The 15,534-nt window shown below is 67.0% G+C and carries 15 protein-coding genes and 1 tRNA gene; 10 read left to right on the top strand and 6 right to left on the bottom strand.

The features are described 5' to 3' along the window. Positions 1-64 precede the first annotated feature (64 nt). From H1343_RS05705 to H1343_RS05720, 4 genes are read left to right on the top strand one after another with little or no spacing between them, the layout of a single operon-like run. Positions 65-550 (top strand): formate dehydrogenase subunit gamma, encoded by a 486-nt coding sequence (locus H1343_RS05705; protein ID WP_185984948.1) that lies wholly within the window; start codon positions 65-67, stop codon positions 548-550. After that, positions 547-2,130: a formate dehydrogenase beta subunit gene (locus H1343_RS05710; protein WP_185984949.1), complete on the top strand. Its 1,584-nt coding sequence runs from the start codon at positions 547-549 to the stop codon at positions 2,128-2,130. Before H1343_RS05705 ends, H1343_RS05710 begins: the two co-directional genes overlap by 4 nt. A gap of 13 nt (positions 2,131-2,143) precedes the next feature. Then, entirely contained in the window at positions 2,144-5,017 is a 2,874-nt protein-coding gene (fdhF, locus tag H1343_RS05715) for a formate dehydrogenase subunit alpha (protein WP_185984950.1), read from the top strand. Continuing rightward, positions 5,014-5,334 (top strand): formate dehydrogenase subunit delta, encoded by a 321-nt coding sequence (locus H1343_RS05720; protein ID WP_343048897.1) that lies wholly within the window; start codon positions 5,014-5,016, stop codon positions 5,332-5,334. The genes fdhF and H1343_RS05720 overlap by 4 nt, the downstream gene beginning before the upstream one ends. Positions 5,335-5,450: 116 nt before the next feature. On the opposite strand, the gene H1343_RS05725 is transcribed toward H1343_RS05720, so the two are convergent. Together H1343_RS05725 and H1343_RS05730 are read right to left on the bottom strand one after the other, a co-directional pair. Beyond that, a complete protein-coding gene (locus H1343_RS05725) occupies positions 5,451-5,771 on the bottom strand; it encodes a DUF982 domain-containing protein (protein ID WP_185984951.1) in 321 nt (106 codons plus the stop codon). 90 nt (positions 5,772-5,861) lie between these two features. Continuing rightward, positions 5,862-6,737 (bottom strand): LysR family transcriptional regulator, encoded by an 876-nt coding sequence (locus H1343_RS05730; RefSeq protein WP_185984952.1) that lies wholly within the window; start codon positions 6,735-6,737, stop codon positions 5,862-5,864. Between the two features lie 111 nt (positions 6,738-6,848). Between H1343_RS05730 and H1343_RS05735 the strand changes: the two genes are divergently transcribed. After that, positions 6,849-8,156, top strand: a complete 1,308-nt coding sequence (locus H1343_RS05735; protein ID WP_185985510.1) for an aspartate aminotransferase family protein — start codon at positions 6,849-6,851, stop codon at positions 8,154-8,156. Between the two features lie 85 nt (positions 8,157-8,241). Next, a complete protein-coding gene (locus H1343_RS05740) occupies positions 8,242-9,318 on the top strand; it encodes a tartrate dehydrogenase (RefSeq protein WP_185984953.1) in 1,077 nt (358 codons plus the stop codon). A gap of 3 nt (positions 9,319-9,321) precedes the next feature. Here H1343_RS05740 and H1343_RS05745 read toward each other — a convergent pair whose 3' ends face one another. Next, entirely contained in the window at positions 9,322-10,251 is a 930-nt protein-coding gene (locus tag H1343_RS05745; protein ID WP_185984954.1) for a LysR family transcriptional regulator, read from the bottom strand. Between the two features lie 106 nt (positions 10,252-10,357). Between H1343_RS05745 and H1343_RS05750 the strand changes: the two genes are divergently transcribed. Next, entirely contained in the window at positions 10,358-10,768 is a 411-nt protein-coding gene (locus H1343_RS05750) for a DoxX family protein (protein WP_185985511.1), read from the top strand. A 38-nt stretch (positions 10,769-10,806) separates the two neighbouring features. Then, positions 10,807-11,703, top strand: coding sequence for a VOC family protein (locus H1343_RS05755; protein WP_185984955.1), 897 nt, complete (start codon positions 10,807-10,809; stop codon positions 11,701-11,703). 245 nt (positions 11,704-11,948) lie between these two features. On the opposite strand, the gene H1343_RS05760 is transcribed toward H1343_RS05755, so the two are convergent. Both H1343_RS05760 and cpdR read right to left on the bottom strand, forming a co-directional pair. After that, positions 11,949-12,023, bottom strand: a tRNA-Val gene (locus H1343_RS05760). A gap of 94 nt (positions 12,024-12,117) precedes the next feature. Continuing rightward, a complete protein-coding gene (gene cpdR / locus H1343_RS05765; RefSeq protein WP_185984956.1) occupies positions 12,118-12,483 on the bottom strand; it encodes a cell cycle two-component system response regulator CpdR in 366 nt (121 codons plus the stop codon). A 239-nt stretch (positions 12,484-12,722) separates the two neighbouring features. Between cpdR and H1343_RS05770 the strand changes: the two genes are divergently transcribed. Together H1343_RS05770 and hisN are read left to right on the top strand one after the other, a co-directional pair. Continuing rightward, positions 12,723-13,643 (top strand): N-formylglutamate amidohydrolase, encoded by a 921-nt coding sequence (locus H1343_RS05770; RefSeq protein ID WP_185984957.1) that lies wholly within the window; start codon positions 12,723-12,725, stop codon positions 13,641-13,643. Positions 13,644-13,669: 26 nt separating this feature from the next. Beyond that, the gene (gene hisN / locus H1343_RS05775) at positions 13,670-14,446 is read left to right on the top strand and encodes a histidinol-phosphatase (RefSeq protein ID WP_185984958.1); all 777 of its coding nucleotides are present in this window, start codon (positions 13,670-13,672) and stop codon (positions 14,444-14,446) included. Here the strand turns inward: hisN and H1343_RS05780 are convergent. Next, entirely contained in the window at positions 14,436-15,524 is a 1,089-nt protein-coding gene (locus tag H1343_RS05780) for an alpha/beta fold hydrolase (RefSeq protein ID WP_210270086.1), read from the bottom strand. The genes hisN and H1343_RS05780 overlap by 11 nt on opposite strands. Between the last annotated feature and the right edge of the window lie 10 nt (positions 15,525-15,534).

Genomic DNA, 15,534 nt, shown 5'->3' on the forward strand with positions numbered 1-15,534 from the left:
ATTCCAGTCTGACGGCGGCGCCGAGGGTCGCGCCGCCGCCTCGCTCTACCGCAGGGAGACCCCGATGCTCGACCGTCCGGCAAGGTCCACACCATTCGACGAGACGCAGCTCGCGCGCATCATCGCCGATCACGGCAGCCGCGAAGGCGCGCTCCTGCCGATCCTGCACGACGCGATGGCCGAGTTCGGCTGGATCGACGATGCGATGGTGCCGCCGATCGCCGAGGCGCTGAACCTGTCACGCGCCGAGGTTCACGGCGTGCTGACGTTCTACCACGACTTCCGCCGCGCTCCCGCCGGGCGCACTGTCGTCAAGCTCTGTGCGGCCGAGGCTTGCCAGGCGGCAGGCGGGCGTTCGCTGGTGGGGCGGGCCGAGGAGCGGTTGGGCACGCCGATGGGAACGACCGATGGAGAGGGCGCGGTGACGCTCGAGCCCGTCTATTGCCTCGGCCTTTGCTCCATGGCGCCTGCAGCGATGGTGGACGGGCGCATCCATGGCCGCCTGACACCCGAGCGGTTGGATGCTGTCCTTTCGGAGGCGGTGCGATGAGCCTGCGGATCTTCGTTCCCGGCGATGCCGCCGCCGTCAGCGTCGGCGCGGATGAGATCGCCGATAGACTCGCCGCGTCGGCGCGCGAGCGCGGCCTTTCTGTCGAGATCGTGCGCAACGGCTCGCGCGGGGCGCATTTCCTGGAGCCGCTTCTCGAAGTCGAGACGAGCAAGGGGCGCATCGGCTACGGGCCGGTCGCACCGCGAGATGTCGACGGGCTGGTCGAGGCCGGCTTCTTCGAGGGGGGCGATCACGCGCTGCGCATCGGTCGTCCCGAGGAGCATCCGTTCCTGAAGAACCAGACGCGATCTACCTTCGCCTTCTGCGGCGTGGTCGATCCACGCTCCGAAAGCGACTACGCCGCTCATGGCGGCTGGCTCGGCCTGAAGGCGGCATTGGCCCAGTCGCAGGAGGACCGCGTCAAGACGGTTTCCGCGTCCGGTCTCCGCGGCCGTGGCGGCGCGGGTTTCCCGACCGGCATCAAGTGGGACACGGTGCGCCGCGCCGAAGCCGACCGCAAATATATCGTCTGCAATGCCGACGAGGGCGACTCGGGCACCTTCGCCGACCGGATGCTGATGGAAGGCGACCCGTTCCGCCTCGTCGAGGGTATGGCGATCGCCGGCATCAGCGTCGGAGCGACCTTCGGCTACGTCTATATCCGCTCGGAATATCCGCATGCCGTGGCCGCGATGGAGCGCGCCGTCGAAGGCGCGCGCCTCGCCGGCTGGCTGGGCACCGACATCGGCGGTTCGGGCCTCGCCTTCGATATGGAAGTGCGTGTCGGAGCCGGTGCCTATGTCTGCGGCGAAGAGACTTCGCTCCTCAATTCGCTGGAGGGCAAGCGCGGCATCGTGCGCGCCAAGCCGCCGCTTCCGGCGATCCATGGTCTCTTCGGCCGGCCGACCGCCGTCAACAACGTTCTTTCGCTGGCCGCCGTGCCGGCGATCTTCTCGGAAGGCCCGGAGGCCTACGAACGCCTCGGCCTCGGGCGCTCGCGCGGGACGATGCCCGTGCAGCTCGCCGGCAATGTCCGGTTCGGCGGCCTCTACGAGGTGCCCTTCGGCATCACGCTCGGCGAACTCGTCAACGAGATCGGCGGCGGCACGGCATCCGGCCGGCCGGTGCGCGCGGTACAGGTGGGCGGGCCGCTCGGCGCATATTTCCCGCCGCATTTGTTCGACACGCCCTTCGACTACGAGGAATTCACCAAGCGCGACGGCCTGATTGGCCACGGCGGCATTACCGTGTTCGACGACACGGTCGACATGGCGCACATGGCCCGCTTCGCGATGGAGTTCTGCTCGGTCGAAAGCTGCGGCAAGTGCACCCCGTGCCGCATCGGCGCGGTGCGCGGCGTCGAAACCGTGGACCGCATTCTCGCCGCCCGCGAAGAGGGCCGCGCGGCAAAGGCGGAACTGACCCTTCTCGCCGACCTCTGCGACACGATGAAGTTCGGCTCGCTTTGCGCGCTCGGTGGCTTCACGCCCTATCCGGTCATGAGCGCCATGACGCACTTCCCCGAAGATTTCGACCTTTCGGCCGGCCGGCTTCCCGCCGGTCTCCAGGCCGCCGAGTAGGAGGACGTTCAGGATGTCCCTCGTTCACGAGACCGATTTCGGCACTCCGGCGCGGCACGCCGAGCTGGATGTGACGCTGACCATCGACGGCCAGAGCGTAACGGTGCCGGCGGGCACTTCGCTGATGCGCGCCGCCGCCGAGATGGGAACCAAGGTCCCCAAGCTCTGCGCGACCGACTCCGTCGAACCCTTCGGCTCCTGCCGCATGTGCCTCGTCGAGGTCGAGGGGATGCGCGGCACGCCCGCCTCCTGCACGACGCTCGCCACCGAAGGCATGGTGGTGAAGACGCAGACCGACCGGCTGAAGAAGCTGCGGCGCGGCGTCATGGAGCTCTACATCTCCGACCACCCGCTCGACTGCCTGACCTGCTCGGCCAACGGCGACTGCGAATTGCAGGACACGGCTGGTGAGGTAGGCCTGCGCGAGGTGCGCTATGGCCAGCACGGCGAGAACCACGTCCATGCGCATGAGCATGGCGCGCCGAACCCGCTGTTCATGGAGAAGGATCTCTCCAACCCGTATTTCCAGTACGACCCCTCCAAATGCATCGTCTGCTCGCGCTGCGTCCGCGCTTGCGAGGAGGTTCAGGGCACCTTCGCGCTGACCATAGCGGGAAGGGGCTTCGACAGCCGCGTCTCGCCCAGCCAGGGGCAGGACTTCTTCTCTTCCGAATGCGTTTCCTGCGGCGCCTGCGTACAGGCCTGCCCGACAGCCACGCTGATGGAGAAGTCCGTCGTCGAGATCGGCGTGCCGGAGCACTCGCTGGTGACGACCTGCGCCTATTGCGGCGTCGGCTGCGCCTTCAAGGCCGAGATGCGCGGCGACGAACTGGTGCGCATGGTGCCGTGGAAGGACGGCAAGGCCAATCACGGCCATTCCTGTGTGAAAGGCCGGTTCGCCTATGGCTACGCCAACCACCGCGAGCGCATCCTCAACCCGATGATCCGTGCCTCGACCTCCGACCCGTGGCGCGAGGTCTCCTGGGAGGAGGCGATCGCGCACACCGCCTCGGAGTTCCGCCGCATCCAGGCAAAGTATGGCCGCAACGCCGTCGGCGGCATCACGTCGTCGCGCTGCACCAACGAGGAGACCTTCCTCGTCCAGAAGGTGATCCGCGCCGGCTTCGGCAACAACAATGTCGACACCTGCGCCCGCGTCTGCCACTCGCCCACCGGCTACGGCCTGAAGACGACCCTCGGCACCTCGGCCGGCACGCAGGATTTCGATTCGGTCGAGCATGCCGACGTTATCCTTGTCATCGGCGCTAACCCGACCGACGGCCATCCGGTCTTCGCCAGCCGCATGAAGAAGCGGCTGCGGCAGGGCGCCAAGCTGATCGTCATCGATCCGCGCCGGATCGACCTCGTGAAGACGCCGCACGTGAAGGCCTCGCACCATCTGCCGCTGCGGCCGGGCACCAACGTCGCCGTGCTCACCGCGATCGCCCATGTCATCGTTACCGAAGGGCTCGTCGACGAGACCTATGTGCGCGAGCGCTGCGATCTGGAGGCCTTCGGCGAATGGGCGCGCTTCGTCTCCGAGCCTGAGCGCTCGCCGGAGGCAATCGAGGAGCGCACCGGCGTTCCGGCCGGCGAGCTTCGCGCCGCCGCGCGCCTCTACGCCACCGGCGGCAATGCCGCGATCTACTACGGCCTCGGCGTCACCGAACACAGCCAGGGCTCGACCACCGTCATGGCCATCGCCAATCTCGCCATGGCGACCGGCAATATCGGCAAGGCGGGCGCAGGTGTGAACCCACTGCGCGGGCAGAACAACGTTCAGGGCGCATGCGACATGGGCTCGTTCCCGCACGAGCTTTCCGGCTATCGACACGTCTCGGACGATACCGCACGGGCGCTCTTCGAGGGCATGTGGGGCGTCTCGCTCGACGACGAGCCGGGCATGCGCATCCCGAACATGCTGGACGCGGCCGTCGCCGGCGACTTCAAGGGCATCTACATCCAGGGAGAGGACATCCTGCAGTCCGACCCCAACACACGGCACGTTACCGCTGGCCTCGCGGCGATGGAATGCGTCGTCGTGCAGGACCTCTTCCTGAACGAGACGGCCGTCCACGCGCACGTCTTCCTGCCGGGTTCGACCTTCCTTGAGAAGGACGGGACCTTCACCAATGCTGAGCGCCGCATCCAGCGGGTGCGCAAGGTGATGTCGCCGAAGAACGGTTATGCGGACTGGGAGATCACCCAGATGCTGGCCAACGCCCTCGGCTACCGGATGGACTATGCCCATCCGTCCGAGATCATGGACGAGATCGCGGCGCTGACGCCGACCTTCAAGGGCGTCTCTTACGAGCGGCTGGAGCGCGAGTCGCTGCAGTGGCCGGTCAACGATAAGGCTCCGCAGGGCACGCCGATGATGCACGCCGACGGCTTCGTGCGCGGCAAGGGTCTCTTCGTCGTCACCGAATACGTCGCGACCGACGAGAAGGTCGGGCCGCGCTTTCCTCTGCTGCTCACGACCGGGCGCATCCTGTCGCAGTATAATGTCGGCGCGCAGACGCGGCGTACCGAGAACACGATGTGGCACGAGGAGGACCTCCTCGAAATCCACCCACACGACGCGGAGGAGCGCGGCATCAAGACGGGCGACTGGGTGAAGATCGCAAGCCGCGCAGGCGACACGACATTGCGCGCGACGCTCACCGACCGCGTGGCGCCTGGCGTCGTCTACACGACGTTCCACCACCCTCTGACGCAGGCCAACGTCGTCACCACCGACTATTCGGACTGGGCGACGAACTGCCCGGAATACAAGGTCACGGCCGTGCAGGTTTCGCCCTCGAACGGTCCGACCGACTGGCAGGAGCGCTACGGGCGATTCGCCGAGACCTCGCGCCGGGTCGCGCAGGCGGAGCCGGCGGAATGACCATGGACGTCGAGACGCACACGGAAAGCGAAGCCGGGAAGCTCGTCACGATGGTCAATCAGGTGTCACGCTTCTTCGAGAGCCAGGCGCACGAGCCGGGCATGCTGGGCATAGCCGATCACGTCGCGGCCTTCTGGACGCCGCGCATGCGTGAAGCGATCTTCGCGCATGTCGATAAGGGAGGGGCAGGGCTGCGGCCGCTCGCGCTCGAAGGTCTCCAATCCCTGCGGGCACGGCCGCCGAAGGCTGCCAAGCGAAAGCTCGAAGCAGCCGGCGGCGTATCGGTCGGAACCGAACGGGGAAGCGACGCCGGCTGACGGCGCCGGGTCATCGCATTCGCACATCGGGCCGAAAACCGCCTTCGGCTTCCGGCCCGTTTCATCAAGGTCAGATTAGAGTCGCCTCGGACCGCCCGAACAGACGCTCAGGCGTATTACGCAGCGAACTTATGCGCGGGATCCGTGGCGGCCTCGGCGGCCACGAGTTCGGAGAGCGCCGGCACGAGAATCCCGTTGTCCTCCGCAAAACCAAGGAACGCCGAGCGCGCCTGCTCGGCATAGCCGCCCCCGTTCATCACGACGCGGCATACGGACATGCGAGCCGTGTGGCCGATGCGACGGCGTGTGCGCGGCCAATCATTCATCAGCTCAAAGGCCTCGCGCGCCGACGTCACCTCGACCGGAACGCCCAGACCGACGAGCACCGTAACGGGAACATCAAAACCACCTGAACGCATCGCGGCCTCCTTCGGCATTTCATAAAACAACCCAAGCGATACGCGAGGCGACCGCGATCGTTCCGTCTCCCGCCGGATAAAATCGTTTCGCGTGGAGAGAATCGTCTCTCACGGGAAACGCGCGGCAATGCGCGCGGAGAGTGACGGCAGCAGTTCCCTGACATGCGCGCCCAGCGCGCGGACGGCGGCCGAGGGACGACGTTCGGCGAACTCCAGCGCGATGCCGATCTCCGGCAGCGTCGGCAGTTCGTCCGAGACCACCTTCAGATCCGGTGGCACAGCGGCGCGGGTCAGGACGCTGATCGCTTGGCCCGCCCGCGCGATCGCGACGAGCCCGGCGAGGCTGTCGCTGGCGAAGGCAACACGATGGCGCCGCCCGGCTGACTCCATCGCGTCACGCGCCGCGCGATGATCGAGCGTGGTCGGTGCGGAGAGCGCCAGCGGCAGTACGGGAAGATCAAGGAGCGCGGGGCGTGCCTGGCTGGCGACCCAGTCGAAGCGTTCGCGGCGGATGACCTCTGCGTCGTGAGGGTCGGCGAGGGAGATGAGCGCGACGTCGATCTGACGGCGCTGGAGAAGCGGCCGCAATTCGACGGTGGGCGCGCAGGTCATCTGCAGCTCGACATCGGGATGAACCGAGCAGAAGCTCCTCAAGAGCGCCGGAAGGTAGGCGATCGAATAGTCTTCCGGGCAGCCGAGGCCGATCGTGCCGCGCAGGGCCGGCCCGCGAAGATCGGCCAGCATCTCGTCGTGACGGGCAAGAAGGCTTTCGGCATGGGCGAGAAGCCGCTCACCCGAAACGGTCGGGCGGACGCCCGAGCCCGTTCGGTGGAGGAGGCTCTGACCGAGCGAGTCCTCGAGCCGTTTCATCTGCATGGAAAGCGCCGACTGCGTGCGCCCGATCTGCAGAGCGGCGAGACTGATCGAGCCCGTGCGGGCCACGATCGCGAAGTTGCGCAGGAGCGCAAGATCCAGAAGGTCCATCGATATCAATCCAGCCGATATCCGGTTGAAGCAATATCAATTTGCTGAAAGCGGCAAGGGCGGGTTAGCGATAGCTATTCCCGTCCCGCAAGGAGCGATTTGCCCGTGTCGATGAACGATGATGCCGCTTTCTGGTCTTCGGCCCGCGATCACCTGACCCGCTACGGTCCGAGCTTCGAGAGCGTGATCATCGAGCGTGCCGAGGGCAGCTTCGTGCACGACGCGGACGGCCGGGCAATCCTCGACTTCACATCCGGGCAGATGAGCGCCGTTCTCGGCCACACGCACCCCGATATCGTGAAAACCGTCAACCGGCAGATGGGCGCGGTGGCGCATCTGTTCAGCGGCATGCTCTCGCGGCCGGTGGTCGATCTCGCCGCGCGGCTTGCGGCGCTCGCGCCCGGACTGGACCGCGTGCAACTCCTTACGACGGGCGCGGAATCGAACGAGGCGGCGATCCGCATGGCCAAGCTCGTGACGGGCGGCCACGAGATCGTGGCCTTCGCGCAGAGCTGGCACGGTATGACGGGGGCCGCGGCCTCGGCCACCTACAGCGCGGGGCGGCGCGGATACGGCCCTTCGGCCGCCGGCTCGCTGGTGATCCCGGCGCCCAACAGTTACCGCCCGCGCTTCACCAATCCGGACGGAACGAACGACTGGCAGCGCGAGCTGGACGACGCCTTCGAACTGGTCGACCGCCAGTCGACCGGCAGCCTCGCGGCCTTCATCGCCGAGCCGATCCTTTCCAGCGGCGGAATCCTAGAATTGCCGCTAGGCTATCTCGCGGCCCTCAAGCGCAAATGCGAGGAGCGCGGAATGCTCCTGATCCTTGACGAGGCGCAGACCGGCGTCGGGCGCACGGGTGATATGTTCGCCTTCCAGCGCGACGGCGTGACCCCGGACATCCTCACCCTTTCCAAGACGCTCGGCGCGGGCCTGCCGCTGGCCGCCGTGATGACGACGCGCGAGATCGAGGAGAAGGCTTTCGAGCGCGGCTTCCTCTTCTACACCACGCACACCTCCGATCCGCTGACCGCCGCCGTCGGCGTCACCGTCCTCGACGTCGTGGAGCGCGACGGACTGGTGGCGCAGGCGGCGTCTCGCGGCAGACGGCTGCGCGAGGGCCTTGAAGATCTCAAGCAGCGCTTCGAATGCGTTGGAGACGTGCGCGGGCGCGGCCTGCTCCTCGGGCTGGAGGTCGTCTCTGACCGAGAATCCAAGGCGCCCGGCTTCGAGCTTGGCGCGAAGGTAATGGAGGAGGCGATGCGACAGGGGCTGTCGATGAACATCGTCAAGCTGCCGGGCATGGGGGGCGTCTTTCGCATCGCACCGCCGCTGACCGTCTCGGAGGACGAGATCGACCTCGGCCTTCAGATCATGTCGCGCTCGATCGAGACGGCGGTGACGTCCCGGCAATAGGTGCCCGCGCGCCATGAGGCGTTGACATTTCGTCTGCGGCGCGTTTGTCGATCGGCATCCTCAGATGCAGACGACGGGAGCGACGATGCAGAACGAACTGAAGATCGCGGTGATTGCGGGTGACGGGATCGGCAAGGAGGTGATGCCGGAGGGCGTGCGCGTCCTTCAGGCGGCGGCCGAGCGCTTCGACCTCTCGATCGGCTTCGACCATTTCGACTTCGCCTCGGCCGACTACTATCTCGAGCACGGGCGGATGATGCCCGAGGACTGGAAGGCCCAGGTCGGCGGACACGACGCGATCTTCTTCGGCGCGGTCGGCTGGCCGGAGGTGGTGCCGGACCACGTTTCTCTGTGGGAATCGCTGATCCAGTTCCGCCGCGAGTTCGACCAGTACGTGAACCTTCGCCCGGTGCGGCTGATGCCGGGCGTGCGCTCGCCGCTCGCGGGCCGCGAGCCGGGCGACATCGACTTCCTCGTCGTTCGCGAGAACACGGAGGGCGAATATTCCTCGATCGGCGGCAAGATGTTCCCCGGCACCGAGCGCGAGTTCGTGCTGCAGGAGACGGTGATGACGCGGACCGGCGTCGACCGGATCCTGCGCTACGCCTTCGAGGTGGCGCAGCGCCGCGAGGCAAAGCACCTCACCTCGGCGACGAAGTCGAACGGCATCTCGATCTCCATGCCCTACTGGGACGAGCGGGTCGAGACGATGGGGCGAGAGTATCCGGACGTGCGCTGGGACAAGTACCACATCGATATCCTGTGCGCTCATTTCGTGCTGAACCCGGACCGGTTCGACGTGGTGGTGGGCTCGAACCTGTTCGGCGACATCCTGTCCGATCTCGGTCCCGCCTGCACGGGCACGATCGGTATCGCGCCATCGGGCAACATCAATCCGGAGCGTCGCTTTCCCTCGCTCTTCGAGCCGGTGCACGGTTCGGCGCCGGACATCGCCGGCAAGGGCATCGCCAACCCGATCGGCCAGATCTGGGCGGGGGCGATGATGCTGGAGCATCTCGGCCACCGAGAGGCTTCCGACGCGATCCTTGCCTCGATCGAGGAGGTTCTGGGGGACCCGGCGCGGCGCACGGGCGATCTCGGCGGAACCACCGACACCAAAGGCTGCGGCGCCGCGGTGGTTGAGGCGCTGGCGCGGGGTTAGGGTTCAGTTCGCTACCCTGAGGCCCCGGTCCCACGGGGGCGCGGGCCTCAGGCGCTCGACGAGGTGGTCGACGAAGGCCCGAACCTTCGCCGGCGGCCTGCGATGGCCCGGATAGATGGCGAAGACGCCGTCGAGCTCGATCGGCGGGTGGTCGAGCTCGATCGCGACGAGCGCGCCGGAACGCAGATCGTCACCGAGGATGAAGGTCGGCTCGTAGACGATGCCCTGGCCGCCGAGCGCGGCCGCGACGAGCGTGTCGCCATTGCTCGCCTGGAGGTTTCCCGAAATCGCCACGCGCACCGCGCCCGTCTTGCCGAAGCGCCAGTGATCGGGGCCGAGAGTGCGCGAGAGCGTGTAGGCGAGGCAGTTGTGGGAGGATAGCTCTTCGACCGTGCGCGGTGTCCCGTGCGTTTCCAGGTAGGCGGGAGCTGCCGCGAGCGCGAGGCGACACGGCGCCAGCCTGCGGGCCACCAGCGCCTCGTCGCGCAGCGGGCCGATGCGAATGGCGACATCCCAGCCTTCCTCGACGAGATCGACGAGGCGATCGTTCACGCCGAGTTCCACCCGCAGGCCCGGATGGCGTGCGGCGAAGGCCGGCAACAGCGGTGACAGCACACGCGCGCCGAAGGAGACCGGCGCGTTGATCCGCAGAATGCCGTTGACCTCCAACTGCTCGGCGGCAGCCATCGCGTCCGCTTCGGCGAGGTCGGCGAGGATGCGCTCGGCACTGTCGAGATAGCGCCGGCCTGCTTCCGTCAGGCTCGTGCGGCGCGTCGTGCGGTGCAGAAGGTGCACGCCGAGGCGTTCTTCCAGCGCGTTCACATGTTTGGTCGCCATGGTCTGCGACATGCCCATCGCACGCGCCGCCGCCGACAGACTGCCGAGCGCGGCGGCGCGCGCGAAAACCTGCAATCCGGTCAACCGATCCAGCATTTCCATCTCCAACCAGAAGTGTGAAATACTAATCTTAAAATCGGTATTATCAAAGCCCGGGAAAGAGACCAGATGAGGGTTCTGTCAACGTGACCGGACCATGAACATGCTCGACCTTCGCACCGCCCCCTACGCCGTCACACTGCTTCGCGTTGTTCTCGGTATCCTCTTCCTCGCGCACGCCGGTCTGAAGATCTTCGTCTTCACGCCGGCCGGTACGGCGCAGTTCTTCGCCAGCCTCGGCCTGCCGGGCCCGCTCGCCTACCTGGTCATCGCGACCGAGGTCCTCGGCGGTCTGGCGCTGATCCTCGGCATCTACGCGCGTATCGTGGCCGTTGCTCTCATCCCGATCCTCGTCGGCGCCATCGTCACGGTCCACGGCGCGGCGGGCTTCTTCTTCAACAACCCGAACGGCGGCTGGGAATTCCTGGCGGTCTGGATCGCCGGTCTTGTCAGCATCGCCCTTCTCGGAGACGGTGTGATGGCCCTGCGTCCGACCTCGACCGGTCGCGCCTGATCCTTTCGGTTTTTCTACTGCAGACGAGGCGTACCTTCATGACCACGATCGCCACCCAGGCCGCAGGCCTCGCCGGCGCGCGCGCCGGGACGTCCCCTTCCAACATCACCTCAGCGGGCGCACCCCTGCGCATCGGGGCCGTCGCCTTGACGGTCCGCGATCTCGATCGTGTCAGCCGCTTCTATCAAGAGGTGGCCGGGCTGCGTCCGATCGAGCTGTCGGCCGATCGCCATCAACTCGGCGCGGGAGAGCGCGTCCTCCTCGATCTTCGTCACGATCCGGCGGCGGTGCTCGCCGATCGCAGGGAGGCCGGCCTTTTCCATACGGCCTTCCTGCTACCGCGCCGCAGCGACCTTGCGGACTGGGTGCGCCATGCGGCCGATACCGGGGTGCGCATCCAGGGCGCTTCCGACCATCTCGTCAGCGAGGCGCTCTATCTCGACGACCCGGAAGGCAACGGCATCGAGATCTACTGGGATCGACCGAGCGAAAGCTGGGGTTGGGACGAGAAGGGTTTCGTCGAGATGGCGACGCGCCGTCTCGACCTGCCGGGCCTTGCTCGGGAGGAGACCGGGCGGCCCTTCGCCGGCCTGCCGGATGGCACCATCGTCGGCCATGTGCATCTACAGGTCGGCGATCTCGACGCGGCCGAGCGCTTCTACGCCGGGCTCGTCGGCTTCGAGGTGACCACGCACTACCCGGGCGCCACGTTCCTCGGCGCGGGCCGCTACCATCATCACATCGGCACCAATGTCTGGAACAGCCGTGGGGCGGGACCGCGGACGGCGGGGCGCACGGGCCTAGCAGAAGTCGGCCTCGTCGCGACGCCCGAGCTGCTGGCCTCGATCGCGCCACGGCTGGGCGCGGCGGCGAGCGAACGGGGCTTCGTCGCCCAAGACCCATGGGGGACATCGCTGCGCTTTTCCGCAGCCTGATCTCGCAAGGCCGGCAATCCGGCTTTCGTTCCGCGTCACGAAGCCCTCGACCCACGCCGCGACCCGAGCCTAGGGCTGGAGAGTTGGCGAGGGACTGTCGCCGGGAAGGGAGGCTATCGACGCCTGCGTCCCCGACCTCGGCGTTTGAACGCCGACGCCGAAAGCCGAGCGCTTCAGCAGCGTGTCGGTTCCTGGAAACCGAAAACCCGCCGAAGCGGGTCTGCCAATCATATCAGAAGATCGAATGGTGGGCGTGACAGGGATTGAACCTGTGACCCCTACGATGTCAACGTAGTGCTCTCCCGCTGAGCTACACGCCCATTCGACGAGCGGCATAGACCACACGAGTCGCTGCCGGTCAAGCGGCTCGGGCGTCAATCGAAGCGATCGATCGCCGGGCCGTAAAAACCGCCCTCAGGCCGCGTCCTGGAGCATCTTGCCGACCTCGTCGACGAGCTCGCGCAGGTGGAAGGGCTTCGACAGGATCTTGGCGTCCTTCGGTGCCTTCGAATCGGGGTTCAGGGCCACGGCTGCAAAACCGGTGATGAACATCACCTTCAGATCCGGGTCGAGCTCGGTGGCCCTGCGAGCCAGTTCGATGCCGTCCATCTCCGGCATCACGATGTCGGTGAGAAGGAGCGAGAAGGGTTCCTCGCGCAGCCGCTCGTAGGCGCTTGAGCCGTTATCGTACGAAATGACCTCGTATCCGGCCTTTTCCAGCGCCTTGGCCAGGAAACGGCGCATATCGTTGTCGTCTTCGGCCAAAAGGATCTTGGACATCGCCATCCACTCTCGCGCTGAAGCGGGCCGCTCGCCCGCATCCGTTCATTTTATAGTCGCTGATGCGCTCTTAACAGATAGATGTAAGCCGATCGAAGAGAATGTTCCCCTTTCGGTCTGCTGGTTCCCTCGCGATCAAAAGCGCGGCATATCGGCGCCCGCACCGCGCTTTGACGTGACTTGACGCTACGGCACGCTTCCATCCACGCTCCGCCCGTTTTAAGTCCAGTATCGTGACAATGGGCATGGGCAGAGAGTTGGGAACCACTCCACCGACGATCGTGACGGCGGCAGGTCCTTGCCCCGCCTTCGAGGTGCTGGAGCCGATGCGCCAGACGAGCCCGCTGGTCTTCTGTTCGCCGCACAGCGGACGCGCCTATCCCGCGAGCTTCCTGTCGCAAACCTGCCTCGACGATGCATCCGTCCGCCGTTCCGAGGATCTCTTCGTCGACCGCCTGTTCGAATTCGTGCCTGCGCTCGGCGCGCCGATGATCGTGGCCCGGTTCCCACGCGCCTATCTCGACGTCAACCGCGAGCCCTACGAACTCGACCCGCAGATGTTCGATGGCCCGCTGCCGCCTTATGCGAACAGCGCCTCCGTGCGCGTAGCGGGCGGGCTCGGGACCATCCCGCGCATTGTGGCGGAGAAGCAGGAGATCTACGCCGCGCCGCTCGACAGGACGGAAGCGCTCAGCCGGATCGAGACGATCTATCACCCGTTCCATCGCACGCTCTCCGCGCTTGTGGAGCGCACGCAGGCCGCCTTCGGCTTCGCACTTCTGATCGACTGCCACTCGATGCCCTCCACCGTGCGCGCCGTGCCCGGCGGGCGGCGCCCTGACGTGATCGTCGGCGACCGTTTCGGCACCAGCGCGGCGGGGCGCTTCGTGGCGATGGCGGCGGCGCGCCTTTCGGTCCTCGGTTGGAACGTCGTACGCAACAAGCCCTACGCCGGCGGCTTCATCACAGAGCGCTACGGGCGCCCGCATCGCGGCGTCCATGCCATCCAGATCGAGCTCAACCGCGGTCTCTACGCCGACGAAGAGCGCCTCGTGCCGCATCGCGGCTTCGATATGGTGCAGGCGAGCCTGCGCGATTTCGTGGCTCTCTTCGGAGCCGAGATCGAGGCGGAGATGGGTCGTCCCGCGGCCGCCGAATAATCCGCAAGCCGATCTAAAGGACGAAGATGACCGAAGAGCCCGATGCCGAGTTCCTGTTCGCCCTTTGCGATGCTGCAGCGGCGCAGACGCTGCCGCGCTTTCGCACCGGGACCGATGTCGACAACAAGATCAAAGGCGCGTTCGATCCTGTGACGGAGGCGGACCGCGCCGCCGAGCGCGCGGTCATCGAGCGCATCCAGGCACGCTATCCCGACCACGCGATTCTCGGCGAGGAATACGGCGCGCGGGGCGAGGGGCGGCTGCGTTGGGTGATCGACCCGATCGACGGCACGCGCTCCTTCATCAGCGGGATCCCGCTGTGGGGCACGCTGATCGGCTTCACGGTCGATGGGCATGCGCGCGCCGGCATCATGAGCCAGCCCTATATCGGCGAGCGATTCTGGGCCGATGCGAGCGGGGCCTATTGCGACGGGCCGGGCGGGCGGCGCCCGATGACGACGCGCGACACGCAAGATCTCGACGAGGCCATCCTCTTCACCACCGCGCCGGAACTCATGGGCGGCGATCTGGCCGACCGCTTTTCGGCACTCTCTTCCGCCGTCCGTCTGACGCGCTACGGCGCGGACTGCTACGCCTTTGCCCTGCTGGCCGCCGGGCAGGTCGATTTGTGCGTCGAGACCGGACTGCAGCCCTACGACATCGTGGCCCTGATCCCGATGATTGAGAAAGCCGGCGGCGTGATCACGACCTGGGACGGTGGGCGCGCGGAAGAGGGCGGCAGCGTTCTCGCCGCCGCAACTCCCGAGCTGCACGAGCGTGCGTTACGGGTGTTCAACGGCTGATCGAGGTGGCCATCGGCGCTTCGGAGGGCTCGCTCTGCCGGGCCGGCACAGCCGCCTCCAGTGCTTCCGCAAGCGCCTCCGGCGGTGGGCCGAGTACCTCCGCGGGCTCGGGCATCAGCGAGCCGACGAAGGCCTCGAAGGCGGCGAGGAAGAGTTCGCGATGCTCGTCGGCCTCCTGCAGGAGTTCGTGGCGCGCGCCGGGCAGATCGATCGCATGGCCCGAGCGCATCCGCCAGGCAAGACGCGAAGCCGCGCGCGAATCCACCACGCGGTCCTCGCCTGCCGTCACGAACAGGGTCGGCGTATGCAGCTTGGCGATCGCATCCGAATCGTCCAGCCGCCGCGCGGCCTTCATGCAGGCGGCGAGCCAGCCCGCCGTCAGGCTAGTGACGAAGAGTTCGGGTGCGGATTCGACGATCGCCCGATTGCGTTCGAAACGTGCTCGGTCGCTTGTCAGAGGATTGCGGGCGAGCGAGGCCCTTGCGCCGCTGCGCTCGACGCGCCGCAGCGGCACGCGGCCGAGGCCGATCCAGCGCATGAACTGCGTCAGCGGGTAAAGATGGGACATCGGCGGGCGCAGGGCGACGAGCGGCGCACTGAGCACCATGCGCTCGTACTGTCCGGCCAGGCGCGGGGTGGCGCGCAGCGCGACGAGGCCGCCCAGCGAATGGGCGAGGATCACGCGCGGCGCGGGGCAGCGTGGAAGGACGACGTCCTTCGTGAAGGCCTCCAGATCACGGACATAGGTCCGCACGCTGTCGATATGGCCTTTGGAGCGGTTGCGCACCATGCGGTCCGAGCCGCCTTGGCCGCGCCAGTCGAAGATGGCGACCGTGAAGCCGCGCGCCGTCAGATCCGAGATCGTCTCGAAATATTTCTCGATCGCCTCGTTGCGCCCCTGGAGGAGAAGCACGGTGCCGCGCGAGGCGCGTTCGGGCTCGACGATGGCATAGCGCAAGCGCTTGCCGCCACGCAGGCCGAACCAGCCGCCTTCGAGGCGCTCGGGCCTGGGGTTGCCCGCCACGTCCGCGAATTCGGGAGCGTCCTGCGGCGAAGGGGAGCTGTCGGCGGTCAACATCGTCGTCCGT

Origin of the sequence: Aureimonas mangrovi, assembly GCF_014058705.1 — a bacterium.
GTDB classification, from domain to species: domain Bacteria; phylum Pseudomonadota; class Alphaproteobacteria; order Rhizobiales; family Rhizobiaceae; genus Aureimonas; species Aureimonas mangrovi.

Excerpts from the sequence above, each read along its gene's own strand:
- H1343_RS05705 (WP_185984948.1), top strand. The coding sequence starts at position 65 with ATGCTCGACCGTCCGGCAAGGTCCACACCATTCGACGAGACGCAGCTC.
- H1343_RS05710 (WP_185984949.1), top strand. The coding sequence starts at position 547 with ATGAGCCTGCGGATCTTCGTTCCCGGCGATGCCGCCGCCGTCAGCGTC.
- fdhF (WP_185984950.1), top strand. The coding sequence starts at position 2,144 with ATGTCCCTCGTTCACGAGACCGATTTCGGCACTCCGGCGCGGCACGCC.
- H1343_RS05720 (WP_343048897.1), top strand. The coding sequence starts at position 5,014 with ATGACCATGGACGTCGAGACGCACACGGAAAGCGAAGCCGGGAAGCTC.
- H1343_RS05725 (WP_185984951.1), bottom strand. The coding sequence starts at position 5,771 with ATGCCGAAGGAGGCCGCGATGCGTTCAGGTGGTTTTGATGTTCCCGTT.
- H1343_RS05730 (WP_185984952.1), bottom strand. The coding sequence starts at position 6,737 with ATGGACCTTCTGGATCTTGCGCTCCTGCGCAACTTCGCGATCGTGGCC.
- H1343_RS05735 (WP_185985510.1), top strand. The coding sequence starts at position 6,849 with ATGAACGATGATGCCGCTTTCTGGTCTTCGGCCCGCGATCACCTGACC.
- H1343_RS05740 (WP_185984953.1), top strand. The coding sequence starts at position 8,242 with ATGCAGAACGAACTGAAGATCGCGGTGATTGCGGGTGACGGGATCGGC.
- H1343_RS05745 (WP_185984954.1), bottom strand. The coding sequence starts at position 10,251 with ATGCTGGATCGGTTGACCGGATTGCAGGTTTTCGCGCGCGCCGCCGCG.
- H1343_RS05750 (WP_185985511.1), top strand. The coding sequence starts at position 10,358 with ATGCTCGACCTTCGCACCGCCCCCTACGCCGTCACACTGCTTCGCGTT.
- H1343_RS05755 (WP_185984955.1), top strand. The coding sequence starts at position 10,807 with ATGACCACGATCGCCACCCAGGCCGCAGGCCTCGCCGGCGCGCGCGCC.
- cpdR (WP_185984956.1), bottom strand. The coding sequence starts at position 12,483 with ATGTCCAAGATCCTTTTGGCCGAAGACGACAACGATATGCGCCGTTTC.
- H1343_RS05770 (WP_185984957.1), top strand. The coding sequence starts at position 12,723 with ATGGGCATGGGCAGAGAGTTGGGAACCACTCCACCGACGATCGTGACG.
- hisN (WP_185984958.1), top strand. The coding sequence starts at position 13,670 with ATGACCGAAGAGCCCGATGCCGAGTTCCTGTTCGCCCTTTGCGATGCT.
- H1343_RS05780 (WP_210270086.1), bottom strand. The coding sequence starts at position 15,524 with ATGTTGACCGCCGACAGCTCCCCTTCGCCGCAGGACGCTCCCGAATTC.